At 45.0% G+C, this 16,366-nt stretch carries 14 protein-coding genes, 1 tRNA gene and 1 pseudogene; 10 read left to right on the top strand and 6 right to left on the bottom strand.

Features of this window, described 5'->3' with window-relative positions; genetic code table 11:
- Window positions 1-18: 18 nt before the first annotated feature.
- Window positions 19-291: a glutaredoxin family protein gene (locus tag MIC7113_RS09010; RefSeq protein ID WP_015181861.1), complete on the bottom strand. Its 273-nt coding sequence runs from the start codon at window positions 289-291 to the stop codon at window positions 19-21.
- A 283-nt stretch (window positions 292-574) separates the two neighbouring features.
- Here MIC7113_RS09010 and MIC7113_RS09005 point away from each other — a divergent pair.
- A pseudogene (locus MIC7113_RS09005) lies at window positions 575-1,021 on the top strand (phosphoadenosine phosphosulfate reductase domain-containing protein); the annotation flags it as partial.
- A 22-nt stretch (window positions 1,022-1,043) separates the two neighbouring features.
- Here the strand turns inward: MIC7113_RS09005 and MIC7113_RS09000 are convergent.
- A tRNA-Arg gene (locus tag MIC7113_RS09000) sits at window positions 1,044-1,116 on the bottom strand.
- Between the two features lie 450 nt (window positions 1,117-1,566).
- On the opposite strand from MIC7113_RS09000, the gene MIC7113_RS08995 reads away from it, so the two are divergent.
- The 4 genes from MIC7113_RS08995 (at window position 1,567) to MIC7113_RS08980 (ending at window position 6,123) form a co-directional block, all read left to right on the top strand.
- A complete protein-coding gene (locus tag MIC7113_RS08995; protein WP_041779965.1) occupies window positions 1,567-2,226 on the top strand; it encodes an Npun_F0813 family protein in 660 nt (219 codons plus the stop codon).
- A 128-nt stretch (window positions 2,227-2,354) separates the two neighbouring features.
- Window positions 2,355-3,398 carry a hypothetical protein gene (locus MIC7113_RS08990; RefSeq protein WP_015181858.1) on the top strand — a complete coding sequence of 348 codons (1,044 nt, stop codon included), beginning with the start codon at window positions 2,355-2,357 and terminating at the stop codon, window positions 3,396-3,398.
- A gap of 8 nt (window positions 3,399-3,406) precedes the next feature.
- Window positions 3,407-4,411, top strand: coding sequence for a hypothetical protein (locus MIC7113_RS08985; RefSeq protein WP_015181857.1), 1,005 nt, complete (start codon window positions 3,407-3,409; stop codon window positions 4,409-4,411).
- 857 nt (window positions 4,412-5,268) lie between these two features.
- Entirely contained in the window at window positions 5,269-6,123 is an 855-nt protein-coding gene (locus MIC7113_RS08980; RefSeq protein ID WP_015181856.1) for a pentapeptide repeat-containing protein, read from the top strand.
- A 241-nt stretch (window positions 6,124-6,364) separates the two neighbouring features.
- On the opposite strand, the gene MIC7113_RS08975 is transcribed toward MIC7113_RS08980, so the two are convergent.
- The 3 genes from MIC7113_RS08975 to MIC7113_RS36105 form a co-directional block, all read right to left on the bottom strand.
- The gene (locus MIC7113_RS08975) at window positions 6,365-8,344 is read right to left on the bottom strand and encodes a glycosyltransferase family 39 protein (RefSeq protein ID WP_015181855.1); all 1,980 of its coding nucleotides are present in this window, start codon (window positions 8,342-8,344) and stop codon (window positions 6,365-6,367) included.
- A gap of 49 nt (window positions 8,345-8,393) precedes the next feature.
- Complete coding sequence (locus MIC7113_RS08970; protein ID WP_015181854.1) at window positions 8,394-10,295, bottom strand: S9 family peptidase; 1,902 nt, start codon at window positions 10,293-10,295, stop codon at window positions 8,394-8,396.
- A gap of 153 nt (window positions 10,296-10,448) precedes the next feature.
- On the bottom strand, window positions 10,449-10,628 hold the full coding sequence (locus tag MIC7113_RS36105) for a hypothetical protein (protein WP_155897967.1): 180 nt from the start codon (window positions 10,626-10,628) through the stop codon (window positions 10,449-10,451).
- Between the two features lie 65 nt (window positions 10,629-10,693).
- Between MIC7113_RS36105 and MIC7113_RS08965 the strand changes: the two genes are divergently transcribed.
- The 5 genes from MIC7113_RS08965 to MIC7113_RS08940 all read left to right on the top strand — a co-directional run bounded on the left by MIC7113_RS08965 (window position 10,694) and on the right by MIC7113_RS08940 (window position 15,008).
- Window positions 10,694-11,332: a PEP-CTERM sorting domain-containing protein gene (locus MIC7113_RS08965; RefSeq protein ID WP_015181853.1), complete on the top strand. Its 639-nt coding sequence runs from the start codon at window positions 10,694-10,696 to the stop codon at window positions 11,330-11,332.
- A gap of 294 nt (window positions 11,333-11,626) precedes the next feature.
- Complete coding sequence (locus MIC7113_RS08960; protein ID WP_015181852.1) at window positions 11,627-12,145, top strand: methyltransferase family protein; 519 nt, start codon at window positions 11,627-11,629, stop codon at window positions 12,143-12,145.
- A 167-nt stretch (window positions 12,146-12,312) separates the two neighbouring features.
- Complete coding sequence (locus MIC7113_RS08955; protein WP_015181851.1) at window positions 12,313-12,561, top strand: hypothetical protein; 249 nt, start codon at window positions 12,313-12,315, stop codon at window positions 12,559-12,561.
- A 205-nt stretch (window positions 12,562-12,766) separates the two neighbouring features.
- Window positions 12,767-13,819 carry a fatty acid desaturase gene (locus MIC7113_RS08945; protein ID WP_015181850.1) on the top strand — a complete coding sequence of 351 codons (1,053 nt, stop codon included), beginning with the start codon at window positions 12,767-12,769 and terminating at the stop codon, window positions 13,817-13,819.
- Between the two features lie 643 nt (window positions 13,820-14,462).
- Entirely contained in the window at window positions 14,463-15,008 is a 546-nt protein-coding gene (locus tag MIC7113_RS08940; protein ID WP_015181849.1) for a C-type lectin domain-containing protein, read from the top strand.
- Between the two features lie 125 nt (window positions 15,009-15,133).
- Here the strand turns inward: MIC7113_RS08940 and MIC7113_RS08935 are convergent, their stop codons facing one another.
- On the bottom strand, window positions 15,134-16,243 hold the full coding sequence (locus MIC7113_RS08935) for a serine/threonine-protein kinase (protein WP_015181848.1): 1,110 nt from the start codon (window positions 16,241-16,243) through the stop codon (window positions 15,134-15,136).
- Window positions 16,244-16,366 lie beyond the last annotated feature (123 nt).

The raw sequence follows: 16,366 nt of genomic DNA, 5'->3' as shown, positions 1-16,366 counted from the left end.
CTCTCCGTGTTTCTGCGCTTATTTTGCCTCATCTACCGATAAATAATTCTGTAACATTCGTTCCAACTGCTGAACACTCAGGCGAGGAGAAGGACGAGGCAAGGGTTCTTCCTGACCCGCACGGCCTCGGCACAAAACCGGCACTTCATACTGATAGGCTTGGAACCAATCCTCACGCGTTGTAATATCTCGCACATCTAGAGCCAAGTTTAAGCCTTGAATCTGTTCGAGCTTTTCTTGTAATCCTTCACACAGGTGGCAACCGGGCTTGCTATATAGGATTAATTGCATAATAATTGTCTCCAAAATTATTTGGTTATACGCACAGTTGGCTCGCTCCGACTAGAATCAGCCTCTAATTTCTGCTCAATCCGCCAGTTTCTTCGGCTTGCCTTGGTTGAGCCCAGAGTGCCATTGATTTAACCAAAAATTGAACCTGTATTCGGTAATATACAGCTTTATTGGTAAGACTTTTCGCCAATTGATGTACGGTTTTCTGGTGGATTCATCTTGATTGGGTTAGTTAGGATGAACTGGATTGAACAGTCTGCAAAAATGAGAGGCGAAAGCTATTATGACTCAATCGGCATCAGCATTGGTTCAATCTCCTAATTTTGATTTAGAGGAACTCAATCAGCGATTCGATACGGCTGATCCAAGAGACATTTTGGCTTGGTGTGTTGAGAATATCCCCATAGGTCTAGTGCAGACCAGTGCCTTTAATGTTGATGATTTAGTGATTACCGATATTCTCTATCGTGAGCTTAAACCAGTAATATCGGTGCCGGTAGTGTTTCTTGACACGCTACATCATTTCCTTGAAACCTTAGAGCTAGTTGCCAAAGCCAAAGAGATTTACAATCTAGACCTAAGAACTTATCGGATTCCTGATATTGATACCCGTGCAGCCTTTGCGGCGCGTTATGGTGACGCACTCTGGGATAAAGATATTCAACAATTCCATCATCTGACCAAGATTGAACCACTACAACGGAGTCTGGCAGAACTCAACACAGTTTCAAAGTTTTATTGGGTCTAGAGGACGCCCTCGGTAGGATTCGAACCTACGACCAAGGGATTAGAAATCCCTTGCTCTATCCCCTGAGCTACGAGAGCATAAATTTATCATACAGAAATTCCAACAGCAAACATAGCGCTTGCCTGGTTGGTTAGAATAGGTTTCACCCTCCGTAGCAGATTCCTGTGAAATAGGATAACAATTCCATGCTAAAAACAGATGATAGTCTTTTTGAGCAAGTCAGTTGGATAACATTAAGTATTGTATTGGTGCGACACGCGTGATGGCAAGTCAAGATTCTCAACGCTGCATGGCTAATCGCGGCAAGCCGATTGACGAGCAAGGTACACTATAAACCATCATCATCAGGTGCTTGTATAGGCAGCGGTATGACTCCAAGGGATCAGCCCCTTGCCGAGTCGCTTGCGTGTCTATCGCAGCTCAGTTAAACCCTCACGGCAAGCGCACTGGAGATAGATGGTTGCTTGGGTATTACAGCGCGTCCCCCTAGCACCCGCCGGCCTGGTCAAGAGTCATTTACCAATGTCATGTTTATTCTGAAAAAGCAGGATGTTGAAATCTCTACCATTCAGCACCCGAAGCGGGACCAACAAATCCCAATTCTCAATTATCAGGGGCAATCTTTTCGTTTGATTAGCGTATTTAGTGCCAATCAAGCAGAAGATGCAAAAGCCTTCTGGCGAGACCTCACAGATAATCGCGGCAAAGTCTGCGTCTTATTAGAGGAGCCTGAGCGCTACAGCGTTTGGGGAAAAATCCGCCTTGAGCAGCTCGGAACAGAAAGTAGCCCTGACGCGAAAATTGTCCCTTTTACCCAAGCCTGTCTTTTACTGCTACAAACCGTTTATATGGATGTTGAAGACCTTCTCGGAAATCGGCAAGCGGGATTGTTTCAGAAAGATCTCACCCAAGTCTTTCAGCAGTGGCACTTTCCAAAAGCTGACTCACCAGCGGCTGTGAAAAATTTGCTCAGCATAGACCCACTCACCGCCTTACAGATACCACCTTGGGAAGAACATCATCTAATTACTCTATTACAGGAACTCTATCGTCTTGGAAAGGAATATTTTGGGAATACCAACTTTGCGGAAGGAGTAAGAGATATATTGCAAGATATGTCAGAGACTGAACTCGCGCAGTTTCTGGAGTGGCTTCAATCTTCTCCACTGGGTAAACTATGGCGATAAGCTAGAAAGAAGGTCACATCAATAGGCCGTGCTTGGGCAATCCAAACGCAAAACGGCTGCGCTAGTCCGTCAGTTTATAACATTAGCTTTTGGGGATTTCCCTTGTAAGTGATAAGGGTGAAAGTCTTATGAGCAGCTCTGTAGAAAAATCATCAGGTACTTCTTCCTCCTTAAGCGGTCAGCAGATCGTCTATGGGGGAATTGCTTGGTCTGTGATCTCGCTATTGTTTTTTCTGTTGTTCAGTATTACAGCACCTGGGGAAGATAGCCCGCTATGGTACTTGATTGGTACTTATGTGTTGGAAACTCTTCCCTTTTTAGGGGCGGCTATACTCTGTTACAGAAACTGGCGTAGTCCTCAGATTGCTAGCGGACGTAATGTTTGGCTAGGAATTGGTCTGGGAATGATCTCGTGGTTTATTGGTAACTTAATATTTGGAGTATGGGAACTATATTTCGGTCTTAGCCCCGAAGTGTCACCGGCCGATTTGTTTTACATTACTTTCTATCTATTTCTTAGCTGGGGCATGGTTTTAGCCGTTCTGCCCAGGCGTTTGAATTTAGAAGTTTGGCAGTGGGTAACAGTAGGGGTTATCGCCGTTCTAGGGATTGCCTTAGCGGTTTTGGTTTTGCTGTCTACACCCAATGCTAACTCGAAAGCAGAAGGGGTAGTTTCCCCGCTTAACGCGATTGAACAGACAAGCACAGGAGCAACTTTACCCCTAGCCGCAGGTTCTCCACAGGCTTTGTTAGTCCAAGCTAGTGAGCCATTCTCAGCCACGCCACCTGTAGAAGAAGAATCTCAAACTGGAGAAAATCGGGCACCCGGTTGGGCGATTTCCATCCAAGAAACGCTTAAACCCTTCTCTAAATCTGTGAATTTCTTCTATATTGTTGGCGATGTCTTCCTTCTGATTATTGCCTCAACTCTCTTTTTAGCGTTTTGGGGCGGACGGTTTGCCCAGTCTTGGCGAGTGATTGCTGCCGCAACGGTGTGTCTTTATATTGCGGATATGTACTTTAAGTACGAAGATGCTACACAGACAAAATATCAAAGCGGTAGTCTACTAGAAGTCTTTTTTGTTTTTAGTGGTGTACTGTTTGCCATTGGTGCTGCTCTAGAATATGACGTATCAAGCCGCTCTCGCCGTAGTGCGCGCAAGCGAGCTTAACTTAAGTTATGAGTCCCAGAAAACTATCGGATGCCGACAAAAGCGATATCTTAAACCTATATCGACACCCAGAAGAGACAACCTCAACTCTGGCAGTGCGCTATGGCGTAAGTAACTCGACCATTAGCCGCATCCTCAAAAGCAACCTATTAGAGTCTGAATACGAAGATCTTATTCAGCAAAAGCGATTAAATCGTACTCCAGGGAGTGGAGCTTCGTCGATTCTCCAATCGCCTGAGCCAACACTCGAATTGGAGGTAGAATCCGCACCCGTTATTCAGCCCCCGAAGCCACGAACGGTAGAATTACCGCGAAAGGTAGAATTAGAGACTCCATCATTAGACTCAAGTTCTATTGACGGGCGTCGGCGACGTAAACGTTCTTCCGTACCTCACCCAGCAGATTCGGATCGCAGGGCTATTCAGACCGAATTACCGCTGAATATTTCTGCTAGGGTTCAGGCAGAGAAGTCGGATGAGCCAGATGAGCCGGATCAGCCAGATGAGCTGCTCGATGAAATGGAACAGGCAAAGCCTAACCGTTTAGACGAGTTGTTGGATAGCGACTTGATGGATTTAGAGGATGATGATGATGACTTAGATGATGAGGATGATGACGACTGGGAAGACGACGGAGACGATGACAACAGCCGAGAACTGTTAAAAACGTCTTTTACCGGAAGCGGTGCTAATGTTCAAGTTTTGCCCCTTTCGGAAGCTTCTCTGCCTAGAACCTGCTATTTGGTTGTAGACCGAGCAGCGGAGTTAATCGCTCGACCGCTGAAAGAGTTTAGCGACTTAGGTCAGATTCCATCTGAAGAAATTCAGGAGAAAACGCTACCCATTTTTGACAATCACAAAGTTGCACGGCGCTTTTCTAATCGTTCTCAGCGAGTGATTAAAGTTCCTGATAGTCGAATGCTTCAGAAGACTCGCTCTCATCTGCAAGCGAAAGGAATTACTCGACTGTTAATTGATGGTCAGGTCTATTCTCTACTACCGACTCAGCCCTAACGTTAAGAAAACTTAGGCGGCGGTTAAGAAAGAAGCGATCGCCCCTTTGGGCGATCGCTCTTGACTATTAACGACTCTAGTCCCACCCATCCTTTATAGAGTTCGGAACCCTCACTGGATAACCAAGAGAGTCGTTGCTAGATGCGGCAAATTCAGGTATTAGATGGAACGTTGAGAGCTAGAACTTTTTCTGCCTCCTCCTGGGGAGAACGTTGTGAAAAAATTGGGAATTCCTGATTTTTGTCTATTTCTAATCTTCCCTGGGAATGTAAATAAACATGAATATTTCCTTAGTCGAATGGTGCAAGATGTAAATTTATACCTATTTGCTTTAGAGAGGGTACATAATATCTTTTGAGAGGCTACTTAAAATCAGCACAGAGGCTTAGATCCGAGAGAAGAGAGATGTGCGAGTCGTCTTAATAATACAGGGTGTTCTTACTCATCATTTCAGACTTGCTCTTGAAGCTTTTTGACCAAAATACTTCAGATGTCGTAAAATCACGAACTCCGTCTACCCATTTTTTAATCTTTATAAACATCCACAAGGTGATATTAATTTACGTCCCTGAAGACGAAATTTGTATTACAGAATTAAACAAAAATCGTCTCAAATTTCACAAATATTTATTGAACCTTGATTAAGACATCATAACTGACTTGATAAAATTAAAAATGAGACATTGAATTTTAAATTTATTATAAGTTTTCTTCTAATTGGTGATAAAAACTTAAAAAACCTAATCAGATCTTTTCTAATGTTAATCATGAGCTACGACTGATATGGTGATTAAAGTTGGTAATCCAAGTCTTTTGAATCGTCTAGGTAAAAGCGTCGTCATTGGAGTGTCTACGCTATGAAAGTGAGATATCTGCTCAACCTTTATGACCAAGGAGCTAGAGATTTTTCAGGTGTCGATCTGTGTGGGGCAGACTTAAGGGGAGTCACTCTGATTGGAGTCAACCTCACAGGAGCTAATTTGACCGGTGCTAACTTGAGTCGAGCGTTTCTCACCAAGTCAGATTTGAGTGGTGCTCAAATGAACTGGGCTAATCTCAGTTTTGCCAAAATGAGCGAAGCTAAACTCGTAGAAGCCGATTTAACCAAAGCCAACTTGAGCGGAGCCTTTATGGTGAAGTCAAAACTTCCAGGAGCTAAGCTGAGTGGTGCAAATCTTAGTGCGGTTAATCTGCGGCGTGCTAACTTATGGGGGGCTAACCTCTGCTCCGCAGATTTACAAAGAACAAATCTCCGAGATACCAATTTGAGCGGTGTCAACTTCAACTGGGCGAATTTATCAGAGGCGAGATTAGTTGGAGCAAAGCTATATGGAGCTTCGTTGAATGGGGTTAACTTCAGTAAAGCCTTTTTAAAAGAAGTCGATCTGGGTGGCGCTGATTTAGAAGGCGTCAGCCTGAGGGAAGCTAAATTAAACGGTGCTAACTTGGAAGGAGCAAACTTAACAAGGGCTAATTTGAGTGAAGCCAATTTACACGGAGCTAATCTCAAAGGAGTAGACTTCACAGGCGCTAACCTGACTAAAGCTTCTCTAGAACAGGCTAACCTGACATGGGCAATTTTGAAAAAGGCAGATTTAAGGGGAGCTAATTTGAGTGAAGCAAAGCTGAATGGGATTGACTTTGAGGATATGCAAATTGGTGGTGCTATTCTCCCGGTATCAACAGATCACCTCTTGTATTACGCGATGTAAAAAGTTAGCGTCATTTGAGCAGGGCAAAGGCTCTGAATCCCTGTTAATTTTTGCCCTGCTATCCTATTAAATAGGCAAGGAGATTGAAGTTTGAATGCGAGTCAATTGATATTGAATTCGTGAGTATCCCAATATTAGGTTTTTTAACGCAGAGGGATGCAGAGGTTTTCGCAGAGGGACGCAGAGAATGCGAGAGCTAATTTTTTGTTAATTCTGATTGGATAGGAAACAATCAGACAGGTCAGTATGGGGCTGGGTTATTCCCTCGTTCAGGCGCAGGGCAGTGATAAAGTCGATACCAGTAGCTATCTACCTTTGGCAAACGTTGTGGGGTCACGAAACACTGTTGTTGCGCTAGGTCTATACCGGCATGAAAATTCACAAGCCATACATCCAAGGGTCGGGGTAGTCCAGCCACCGTTTCTTGAAGTGTAATGCTCGGATTTTTCCGTTGAGAATCTGACTTGTCACGAGCTAAGAGAAACGTAGGAGACGTTGTATCCCGACTGGCTGAAGAATGAGACGAGTTACGGTGCTTGAATTCCCACGCTAAGCCCATCATTCTACCGGTATGACCATGGTGTTGATGAGTCGTAGCAATCAGAACGGGCACATCGGACACTTTCTCAATCACATTGACCATGAGATCGGGACGAATACTTTGCAGATAGCCCAGATTCCAAGTTACTGTTAGCCCTCCCAACAGTCCCATCAGCCAAATCAGGATGACAGCTTTTTTACCCCCTCTTCTGGAAAATCGAACCCTAGAGGATGGGTGAGGCGCTGTTAAGGGCATTTGAGCGGGTGGGGTCAAGGTAGTCCATGACGTTGCTAGTGCTGCTGCAATTAAAGCGATCGCCACTGGAAAGTAAACGAACTGATAACGGGGTGCCAAGGTCATATCCGCACCCAGAGTATAGGTAATGCCAAAAAATATCACCAAAGCCCCGATCATAAAATCACCCAAAACCTGAAGATTCAAACGGGTATCGGGCGAAAAGTGTTCAGACTTCAAACCATACCTAAGAATTGGTATAACCCACACCACGAAAATCAGCGTCACAACGCCAGAGGTAATCAAAATTGCTAACGGTAACGTTGTCAATTCCATCGGTAGCGAGGTGAGAATGGTCATCAACCAAGCCAACACTCGACCGATGGGTTCAAGCCAGCGTTCCAGGGGGTTGCCGTCATAAATCCAGTGGGTCAGGTCGTAATCGTAGTTGGATTGTAAAATCGGTAGCCAAACGATGCCGCCTGTTATCGTACCGGCCGCCACCCCATAAATCCGTCGCCAAGGTTTAGAGAAGAAATGAAAGTGGGCTTTGGTTCGAGTTTCACCGAGAGCAACCGAGAGGGAGTGAGGGGGTGATAAGGTTTGTGTCGTGTTTTCCGTTCGGCGTAATCGTTGCCAAAATGTCGGAGTGGGATGAGGTTCGGGGGTAAAAGCGGCTGTCCCTTCTTGGGTTAAATTTAAGGACTTCTCCCTCTCTCTATTTCCTTGACGCCAAGCCACGGCCAACAACACCAACGCTTCAGCACCCAGCGTCAGGGCAAAAAAGTAATGGGTTGCAACCCCTAGGGTGTTAATCAAGACCCAAGTTAATCCCATCCACAGGGGTAATAGGGTATGCCGATACAGGTGTTGTACTGCCACGATTAAGCAGCACACTGAGGCAATCACCCACAAAATGGCTAAGCTGTAATGGCGTGCTTCCTGAGCCAAAAAGATACCAAAGGGTGAAACCGCCATAATTGCGGCTGCCATCTGCCCGACTAATCGAGAACGAAAGGCAAGATAACCCAAACCGTACATGGCTGGGATGGAGAGTGTACTAAAAATAGCCGGAAGCGATCGCGCCGCCCACATTGACACAATCCCGTCCTCTGGCGGAAACAAGCGCATCCACAGGTGAGCGAGCACGAAATACAGGGGGGGATGATTACTCTGTTTGAGTAAATAATGAATGACATCCCCAATTCCCGTGCTGGGGTCGGGTTGGATCGGTTTCAGGAGAACATCAATGGAGATCGCCTGATCCAGGGGTACTGTTCTAAAACTATGACCCAAGCTAAACACAATGGTAGCAAATTCATCCGTCCAAGGGGTTTTGGCGGTTAGACGCATCAAGCGCAAGCCAATCCCAACGGCTACCCAGAGCAAGAGCAGCAGAGGATGGAACCAACGACTAGCCCGAATACCCTTGACAAAACTCAACACGTTCCCCACACCCCTCACTGTTCAATTTTGAACTGTAACGACCAAGGGCTTATTGTAGGATACAGGAATGTCCTGGAATCTCTCCAATGGGTTCAAAGCGACCCCCTAAATATTTGGCGAGGAATTCTTCTGCGATCGCAAAAAAATGGAGTCGGTTTTCCGGACGAGCAAAGCCGTGTCCTTCATCGGTGTACAGTGCATATTCCACAGGCTTGCCCGCCTTTTTCATGGCCTCAACGATTTGTTCGCTTTCTGCCTGCTTGACCCGTGGGTCGTTGGCACCCTGTCCAATGAGTAAGGGTTTCTGGATGCGGTCAACGAAAAATAAAGGCGATCGCGAATTAAGAAACTCTTCTTCCGTCTCCAAGTTGCCAATTCGATGGTACATGTTAGCGAGCAGAGGTGCCCAGTACGGTGGGATACTTTTAAGCAACGTTACCAAGTTGCTGGGACCAACAATATCCACACCCGCCGCAAACACCTCTGGGGTAAAGGTTAACCCAACTAATGTGGCATAACCTCCGTAGGAACCCCCCATAATTGCCACCTTCTTCGGGTCAGCAATCCCCTGTTCGACCAACCAATTCACCGCATCAATCAGGTCATCGTGCATGGTTGCCGCCCATTGGCGATTCGCTGCATTCAAAAAGTCTTTGCCGTAGCCAGTAGAACCCCGGAAATTCACTTGCAACACCGCATAACCTCGATTGGCTAGCCATTGCGCTTCCGAATCATAACCCCAAGTATCTCGTGCCCAAGGGCCACCATGAACCAGGAGAACGGTAGGCAAATTTTTCGCCTGGATGCCCACGGGTGTTGTCAGGTAGCCGTGAATGGTTAATCCGTCTCTGGCTTGGTAAGCAATTGGTTGCATGGAAGCCAGGGATAATTCTTCCAGTTCGGGTTGATTGCTGAAGAGTAACGTGCTGGACTTGGAGGCGCGATCGTAGATGTAGTAGTAAACAGGGCCATTATCGATCGTATAAACGAATAGCCAAGTATCATCCGCCAAGGTGCGGCTACCAATGCCAAATTCGCCTTCACGGACTTGGGAAATGGCCTCAAAATCGGCGGCAATACTTTCATCCAGTATTTGCCACTTCACTTTATCCTTGTAGAAAGAAACCGCCTGAATCACTCGTGTCGTGGGATGTGCTATAATTCCACCCACATCATACTGGCTATCCTCTGCCATCACGGTTTCTTGGTGAGTCGCCAGGTCAAGGGCAATCAAGCGCTGAGTGTTAGCCTCATGAGAGCCAATTAGATAAAGGGTTTTGCCATCGGCAGAAAAGCCAACAGCCCCACCTTCATCATCGGGTCCCCAATGACGCAGGGTTTCCCAAGGCTTGTCCAAGGTTTCCCGAAATAATAAATCCGAACCTCCATCAGGGGTTGCTGCCGTTGCAGCTCTTACTTTAAACTCGGCATCTGCCGTCCAGCTTACGATATTACCGGGGTTCTCTGTCTCAAACTCCACAGCACCGTTATTCAGGTTAATCCGGTAAACATCGAACGTTTGTGGGTTATTTAAGTTCAGTCCCACTAGCACTTCGTCTGGGAAGTTGGGGTCAAGATCGACGACCTGGGCTTTAACATTTTGGAAGGGAGTCAAGTCCCGGACGATATTCGATTGGATATTGACTAAGTAAAGATGGAAATTCTCATCACCGTCTGAGTCTTGGAGATAAATCAGTTGTTGGGGGCTGTATGTCCAGAAGTACATGCGAATCCCACGTTTTTTATCGTCTGTCAGCTTCCGGTCGTCTTCTTGCCCCACCGTCCGCAGCCATACTTGTAAGACGTTCTTTTCATCGGGTGCGAGATAGGTGAGATACTGACCATCCGGCGAGAGTTGAGGACGGGCACGTTTTGGGTTGCCAAACAGAATTTCGCGAGGGATAAGTGGGGGGAGTTGGGTGGCGGATTCACTGCTTGTTGTAGTTGTCATAGACGCTTTCGATTGCGATGGGTCATCTATGTGACACTTTAGCGAATTCGCCAACCGTCAAGAATAGAGCATTCCAGTAGACCGATGCAAAGTGGGATTTTTGGTTGCTCAACCCAGAGGCGATGCATCAAATCACAATTCTATTTATTGAGATCAATCCATCGATGATTTCGGCATCTGCTCAGCCTGTAGGGGCATAGCAACCCGTTGCAGCCAAAGATAGCAGCCTTTCTTCGTTTTGTGAATGCGATCGCCTGTGACAGTTGCGTAAGTCCTGTAATATTTAAAACGATGTTCTAGCTTGACGCCAACCGATTGAATCACAAGGCTCAAGAAAGATTTCTCCAAAACTGGGTACAAACTTTCCTTAAAATGAAGCTATCAAGCTGGAAATAGAAGTGAATATATACACCAAAATAGCCATTAATACAACTCTCGCAGGAATAAGTTTGGCTGCAATTAAAATGCCGGCCCAAGCCGCCACGTTTTGGGAAATTAATGATGCCGGAAATACGTTTAATAGTGCCCAAACGGTGAGTGGATTAGACAACAAGTTGTTAGATATCATTGAGGGAAGCCTGACATCAACGCAAGATAAAGATTATTTTCGCTTTTCCTTTGGTGGCATAGGAACTTTGGCAATTGAAACAGGCCCTTATTTCAACATGCCATTTCCATCAAATACTTTTCCAGCTTTTCAGCTTTTTAATAGCAATTACTCTTTAATGGGTGGGTATTTTATGGGTGATTTTACCTGGGGATTAGGGAATATATCAGGTAGTCGAATTTCTTATAGTTCTGGAATTGCTCAAGTTAAATTTAATAACTTGTCAGCCGGAGAATACGTATTGAAAGTTGACGGCACGGGTCAATTCAATAATCAGAACCCCATTCATGAAGGGAACTATGCTGTAAGATTATCCGGTGCAGAATTTATCCCTTCCCAGCCTCAATCGGTACCTGAACCCATTACATCAGTTGGCGTACTAATCGCTGGTGGCATTGGCTGGCTGATGAAGAAAAAGAGAGTATCTTGAGCAACAGATAAATACCTAAAGTGACTGCTCATGTTGGATTTCACAAATTATTCACACTTTCTCAGTACATTTTAATTTGTAAGCATTTGGACTACTGAGATGCCCTCTCATCTGGAAGCTCTGAGAGGGCTTTTTTTTGACAATTTTTTGTGAACCTCTCTTCGGTTGAGATGAGGCATCCTGAACACTCACCGACAAACTAAGAATAGAAAATGTCATACTCTTCATGGACGGGTTATTTGAGGTTCGAGCATCCGAAAGCCTCATGAGTCTGAAGAAGAGGAGGGTTCGCAAATGCTGAAAATATTTCAAGAGTGGGGCTTCTCACTTCAAGGATGGCGCAATGGTGAACGAGGGGAGTACTTAGTCCTACTTCAAGGTGCCCTAATGATTGGTTTTGTATTCTTGCCAGTTTACCGCCCAGTGGGCTGGGTCATTGACTCACCCCTATTTTTGTCTCTACGCTGGGGTATCGCTACTGTGCTGGGACTAGCAGCCTCCATTTTCATCGGCAAAGGGCTGCTGGACTTAGGGCGAAACTTAACCCCCTTGCCTTACCCGAAAGAGGATGGACAATTAGTACAGTCTGGCATTTACAGCATCGTGCGTCATCCGCTGTACACTGGGCTGATTGCTGTCGCCTTGAGCTGGTCTGTCTTCCATGTCAGCCTTTCTCACCTGATTGCAACCGCTATCCTATTCACCTTTTTCGATGCTAAAAGCCGCCGAGAAGAAGCCTGGTTAACTCAGAAATATTCAGATTACGCAGAGTACCAGCAACAGGTGAAAAAACTTATCCCTGGTTTGTACTAAGGGGCAGCAACAAATTTTGTACGATTAGCGGCTAATAGGACATGTTAGCATGAATTCACTTCAAACTCAACCAGTCAGAAAAGCGACACATTAAACTTAACTAACCTTGACATTCAGGCTACAATGTCCGTTGGTGTGAGTAAGCAAAAATAACTACCAAACGGCTGATGTCAACTCGTTCATCTAGTCTCATCGCTCCCCCTCGTTCGGTTGATAATGCTCAGTTCATCAGAACTTCAAGGGCTGCTGCAACTGAAAATCCCCGCCTGATGGCATTGATGAAGTCTCTGTATCAGGCTGACCAGCAAGTCAAGTATTTGCATTTGCAAGCGGAAGTTGAATCCCTCTTGCAGCACCTGCAAATTTTGAAGCAGCAACGGCAAGGCTCGTCGGTCAACTCAGACACGGGGAATTAAGGATAATAGAATACTTTGTCGTCAGTAAAACGGCTGATCGCCCTGGGCATAGCTCTGGGTGTAATAATACTTTTCGTCTCTGACTCGAATATCAAGCAGAGCAAAAGCCCTGCCTGCCAGTACCTTTAATATCCTGGCGGGTGGTTTAGCGTGACTTAAACATGCGTCCTCTACCAATACTGACCTTGGAGAAAACAATTTTTTCATGACTATATCGGCAATTAAAGAACCAGGTTCCAACACAACGCCTCTAGTGACGGCTTCGTCCTTAAGATTGAAGGACATTTTGCGAACCTTACCGCGAGAGGTTTTTACGAAAGACCGTCGTAAAGCCTGGACTTTGGTAATCATTAACGTGTTAATGGTTTGCTTGGGCTACTGGGGTCTAGCTGTGGTGCCCTGGTTTCTTTTACCCCCTTTATGGATTTTTACCGGTACCGCGTTGACCGGTTTTTTTGTGATTGGTCATGATTGTGGGCACCGCTCTTTTGCAAATCGGCGCTGGGTGAATGACCTGGTCGGGCATTTGGCTTTTCTACCCCTGATTTATCCCTTTCACAGTTGGCGACTACTACACAATCACCATCACGCCCATACCAATAAGCTGGAAGAAGACAATGCGTGGCACCCCTTTACACCGGAATTTTATGCCAGTAGTCCGGGTTGGGTAAAGTTTTTTTACCAGCTTATCCGGGGTCGAGTTTGGTGGATTGGCTCGATCGCCCATTGGGGATTGATGCACTTTAACTGGACTCAGTTTCAGGGGAAAAAGCGCTCTCAGGTGAAGTTTTCGGCTTTAGTGGCGCTTGGTTTTGCGGCGATCGCGTTTCCTTTACTTTTAGCTACAACGGGTATCTGGGGCTTTGTCAAATTCTGGCTCATGCCTTGGATGGTTTACCACTTCTGGATGAGTACCTTCACGATTGTTCACCATACAGCACCTGACATTCCTTTCACACCTACTCGTGATTGGAATGAGGCTGAAGCTCAGCTTTTTGGCACCGTCTATTGCACCTATCCCCGTTGGGTCGAATTCCTCTGCCACGACATCAACGTCCACATCCCCCATCACATTTCTACCGCTATTCCTTCCTACAATCTGCGGTTGGCTCATAGTGCCCTAAAAGAAAATTGGGGTGACAAACTTTATGAGTGTAATTTCTCTTGGTCTTTAATGAAGCAAATTACAGACGAGTGTCACCTTCACAGGGCAGATAATTACTATCAGTCTTTTAAGGACTACCAAGCTAAACTCTAGGTTATAAATCTCCAAAATTGAGTTTTAGCAAAAAATAAGCACCTTTCGGCATTTTTGTCAACTGAAGGGTGCTTTTTGATTTAAATTCAAACGTTTGTTGTTGTATAAGCCGATCTTCTCTTTCTCTGTGTTCTCTGAGCAGGTAGTAGTTCTAGAAAAATCAAAAAAATCAAGTAGATTAAACAATATTTAAATCTAACTAATTCTCTAATCAGAGAGTTGCCAAACCAGTATTTACAATAGCTTTATAAGTGAGACATTAGTGTAAAGATTGAATCAAGATAAAGATTATTTTTTATATTACAACCTATAAATCTTTCCTAAAAATCTAGCTTTTATAACCCAAAAGTATTGATTTTAAAGGGAAATAGACCATTTATTTAAATAGAAACTTGAGCTATTTAACGAATAGCCGTAAATTTACGTAGACCCATATTCTAGAGCCGCTTTTTTTTATCCGTATAACTACTGTTATCGCCTTCCTGCGAAAAAGCTACAACTGATTTAAGAGGGCATTAATTTGAATTGAATTTTTCAGTTTTGCCTTCTAGAAATAAAAAATAGTTTTTAAAGTTATTGTGTAAAAATTATTTTTTTATTTCTTATTTAAGGTCAATGTCTATTTTTTGGAGTATGGAAATTTATGAAATTTATCTCTGTCTGGCAAAACTTATCCGTAGCTGCTGCAACAGTATTAATGTCTTTGAGTGTAGGAACCGCTGCTCAAGCGTTTACATTTACTAACCCGACAACGGGCAATCAATATTTCTTAACTACAGCTCGCTCATCTTGGACTGAAGCTCAAGCGGAAGCTATGGCGGCGGGTGGAAATCTCGTCACCATCAACGATGCTGAAGAACAAAAGTGGCTCTTAGATGTTTTCGGTGGCACCGAGCTTTTTTGGCTCGGACTCACTGATGAACAAATGGAAGGTGTTTGGAAATGGAGCAATGGAGACAATGTGACTTACACAAATTGGACTCCCAACGAACCTAATAATGCTTTATCCTATGCAGGCCAATATTTTGGGGGCGAAAACTATGTGGTGATGAATTGGCAGAGTAATGGAAAATGGAATGACGTTGCTAATACTTTTGTGAAATCTCGCGGTATTGTGGAAATTGTTAAAAATTATATCGATAAAATTCCTAATATTTTTGAGCAAAAAAACGAGAGAGCTTGCCAGTAGAATCTTTATAGACAAGCTCCCTGAATTAAATAGCGCACTCTATTGGATGATTAGCAATCTATAACGGGTAGAAGGATAGTTGCCTTGACTTGGGCAAAGACTGAGTTCATGGAGAATGATTAGATTCACTCACTCAGAATGTGGTTAATTTTGTCCTTTTGACGCTGCTTTTGTCTGGCTTGCATCCGGTATTTCCAGTCTCGAATTGCGATCGCCGCTTTGGCAGCAGGAGACTGATGGCTATGAGAACTGCTGTCATTTCTGTTTGCCAACGCTTGTGGAGCCGGTTGGTGGCGAGTCAACAAACACCGAGCTAGATTATCTGGAGCATTATCTGGAGTCGAGTTCTGATCAAGCGATCGCAGGATGGAGCCAACGGATTGATAGCGGTCACTGAGAGAAATTTTGAGCATTTTGCTCAAAATATTAGCAAAGGGTTCACTCACCTGGGTGGAATTTTGCCAGATTAACTCACCGGTATGGCGATCGCTATCAAAATCCAAGGGTGCTTTCCCCGTCAACAAATACAGGCAAGTAATTCCTAGGGCATAAATATCGCTGCCAAACACAGGTCTTAGAGAAAACTGTTCAGGCGGCGCAAACCCCACTGTCCCAATAAAATGGGTGGTGGGCGCTTTCATGCTGGTTTCTCCCGCTTGAGCCACTAGCTCTTTAACGGCTCCAAAGTCAATCAGTACTAGCCTGCCATCGTCCTGACAGCGAATAATATTTTGAGGCTTGATATCTCGATGAATCACCTGCTGCTTGTGAACGTACTGCAACAGCACCAGCATCTCGCGGAGGAAGCGTGTCACCCATTCTTCCGAAAAACAACCGGAACGCCTCACAAGCCTTGCTAAGGTCGGGCCACAAACGTATTCCTGAACCAGGTAAAATTCCCCGTCTGCCACAAAGTAATCCAGCAATCTCGGAATTTGGGAATGGCTGCCCAACTTGCCGAGAATTTTTGCCTCCCGTTCAAAGCGTCTTTGGGCGTTTTCTAAAGCGGCAGGGTCGGCAACCTTAGGGCACAATTGCTTAATCACACATAAAGGTTCACTCGGCAGTAACACATCTTTGGCCAGAAATGTGACACCGAACCCGCCTCGACCCAGCATCCGTAGTACTTCATAGCGATTGCGAAATAGCTGTTGTTGACCACACAGTTGACCCAACTGTGTTTGCTGCAAAACATCAGAGTGAAAAGAAGACAAGTTTCCGGGTGCAAAATTCATGCGTCTTCAGGAGCAGGATGATACACATCTCCAGTATGCTTTTAGTCTAGGCAAAAGTCTTCCCCTTCGTCTAAGCTCTCAAGGAAGAAAAATTCAGATGAGGGAAGTTTATGGGCATCCATC

Source organism: Allocoleopsis franciscana PCC 7113 (genome assembly GCF_000317515.1).
Classification (GTDB): Bacteria; Cyanobacteriota; Cyanobacteriia; order Cyanobacteriales; family Coleofasciculaceae; genus Allocoleopsis; species Allocoleopsis franciscana.
Note: the sequence above shows the minus strand (reverse complement) of the source record. Positions and strands in the feature narration are given on the sequence as shown.

Bases quoted from the DNA above. Each gene is read 5' to 3' on its own strand.
- MIC7113_RS08935 (WP_015181848.1), bottom strand. From the start codon at position 16,243: ATGAATTTTGCACCCGGAAACTTGTCTTCTTTTCACTCTGATGTTTTG.
- MIC7113_RS09010 (WP_015181861.1), bottom strand. From the start codon at position 291: ATGCAATTAATCCTATATAGCAAGCCCGGTTGCCACCTGTGTGAAGGA.
- MIC7113_RS08960 (WP_015181852.1), top strand. From the start codon at position 11,627: ATGCTGAAAATATTTCAAGAGTGGGGCTTCTCACTTCAAGGATGGCGC.
- MIC7113_RS08990 (WP_015181858.1), top strand. From the start codon at position 2,355: ATGAGCAGCTCTGTAGAAAAATCATCAGGTACTTCTTCCTCCTTAAGC.
- MIC7113_RS08970 (WP_015181854.1), bottom strand. From the start codon at position 10,295: ATGACAACTACAACAAGCAGTGAATCCGCCACCCAACTCCCCCCACTT.
- MIC7113_RS08940 (WP_015181849.1), top strand. From the start codon at position 14,463: ATGAAATTTATCTCTGTCTGGCAAAACTTATCCGTAGCTGCTGCAACA.
- MIC7113_RS08985 (WP_015181857.1), top strand. From the start codon at position 3,407: ATGAGTCCCAGAAAACTATCGGATGCCGACAAAAGCGATATCTTAAAC.
- MIC7113_RS08980 (WP_015181856.1), top strand. From the start codon at position 5,269: ATGAAAGTGAGATATCTGCTCAACCTTTATGACCAAGGAGCTAGAGAT.
- MIC7113_RS08945 (WP_015181850.1), top strand. From the start codon at position 12,767: ATGACTATATCGGCAATTAAAGAACCAGGTTCCAACACAACGCCTCTA.
- MIC7113_RS08955 (WP_015181851.1), top strand. From the start codon at position 12,313: ATGTCAACTCGTTCATCTAGTCTCATCGCTCCCCCTCGTTCGGTTGAT.
- MIC7113_RS08995 (WP_041779965.1), top strand. From the start codon at position 1,567: ATGTTTATTCTGAAAAAGCAGGATGTTGAAATCTCTACCATTCAGCAC.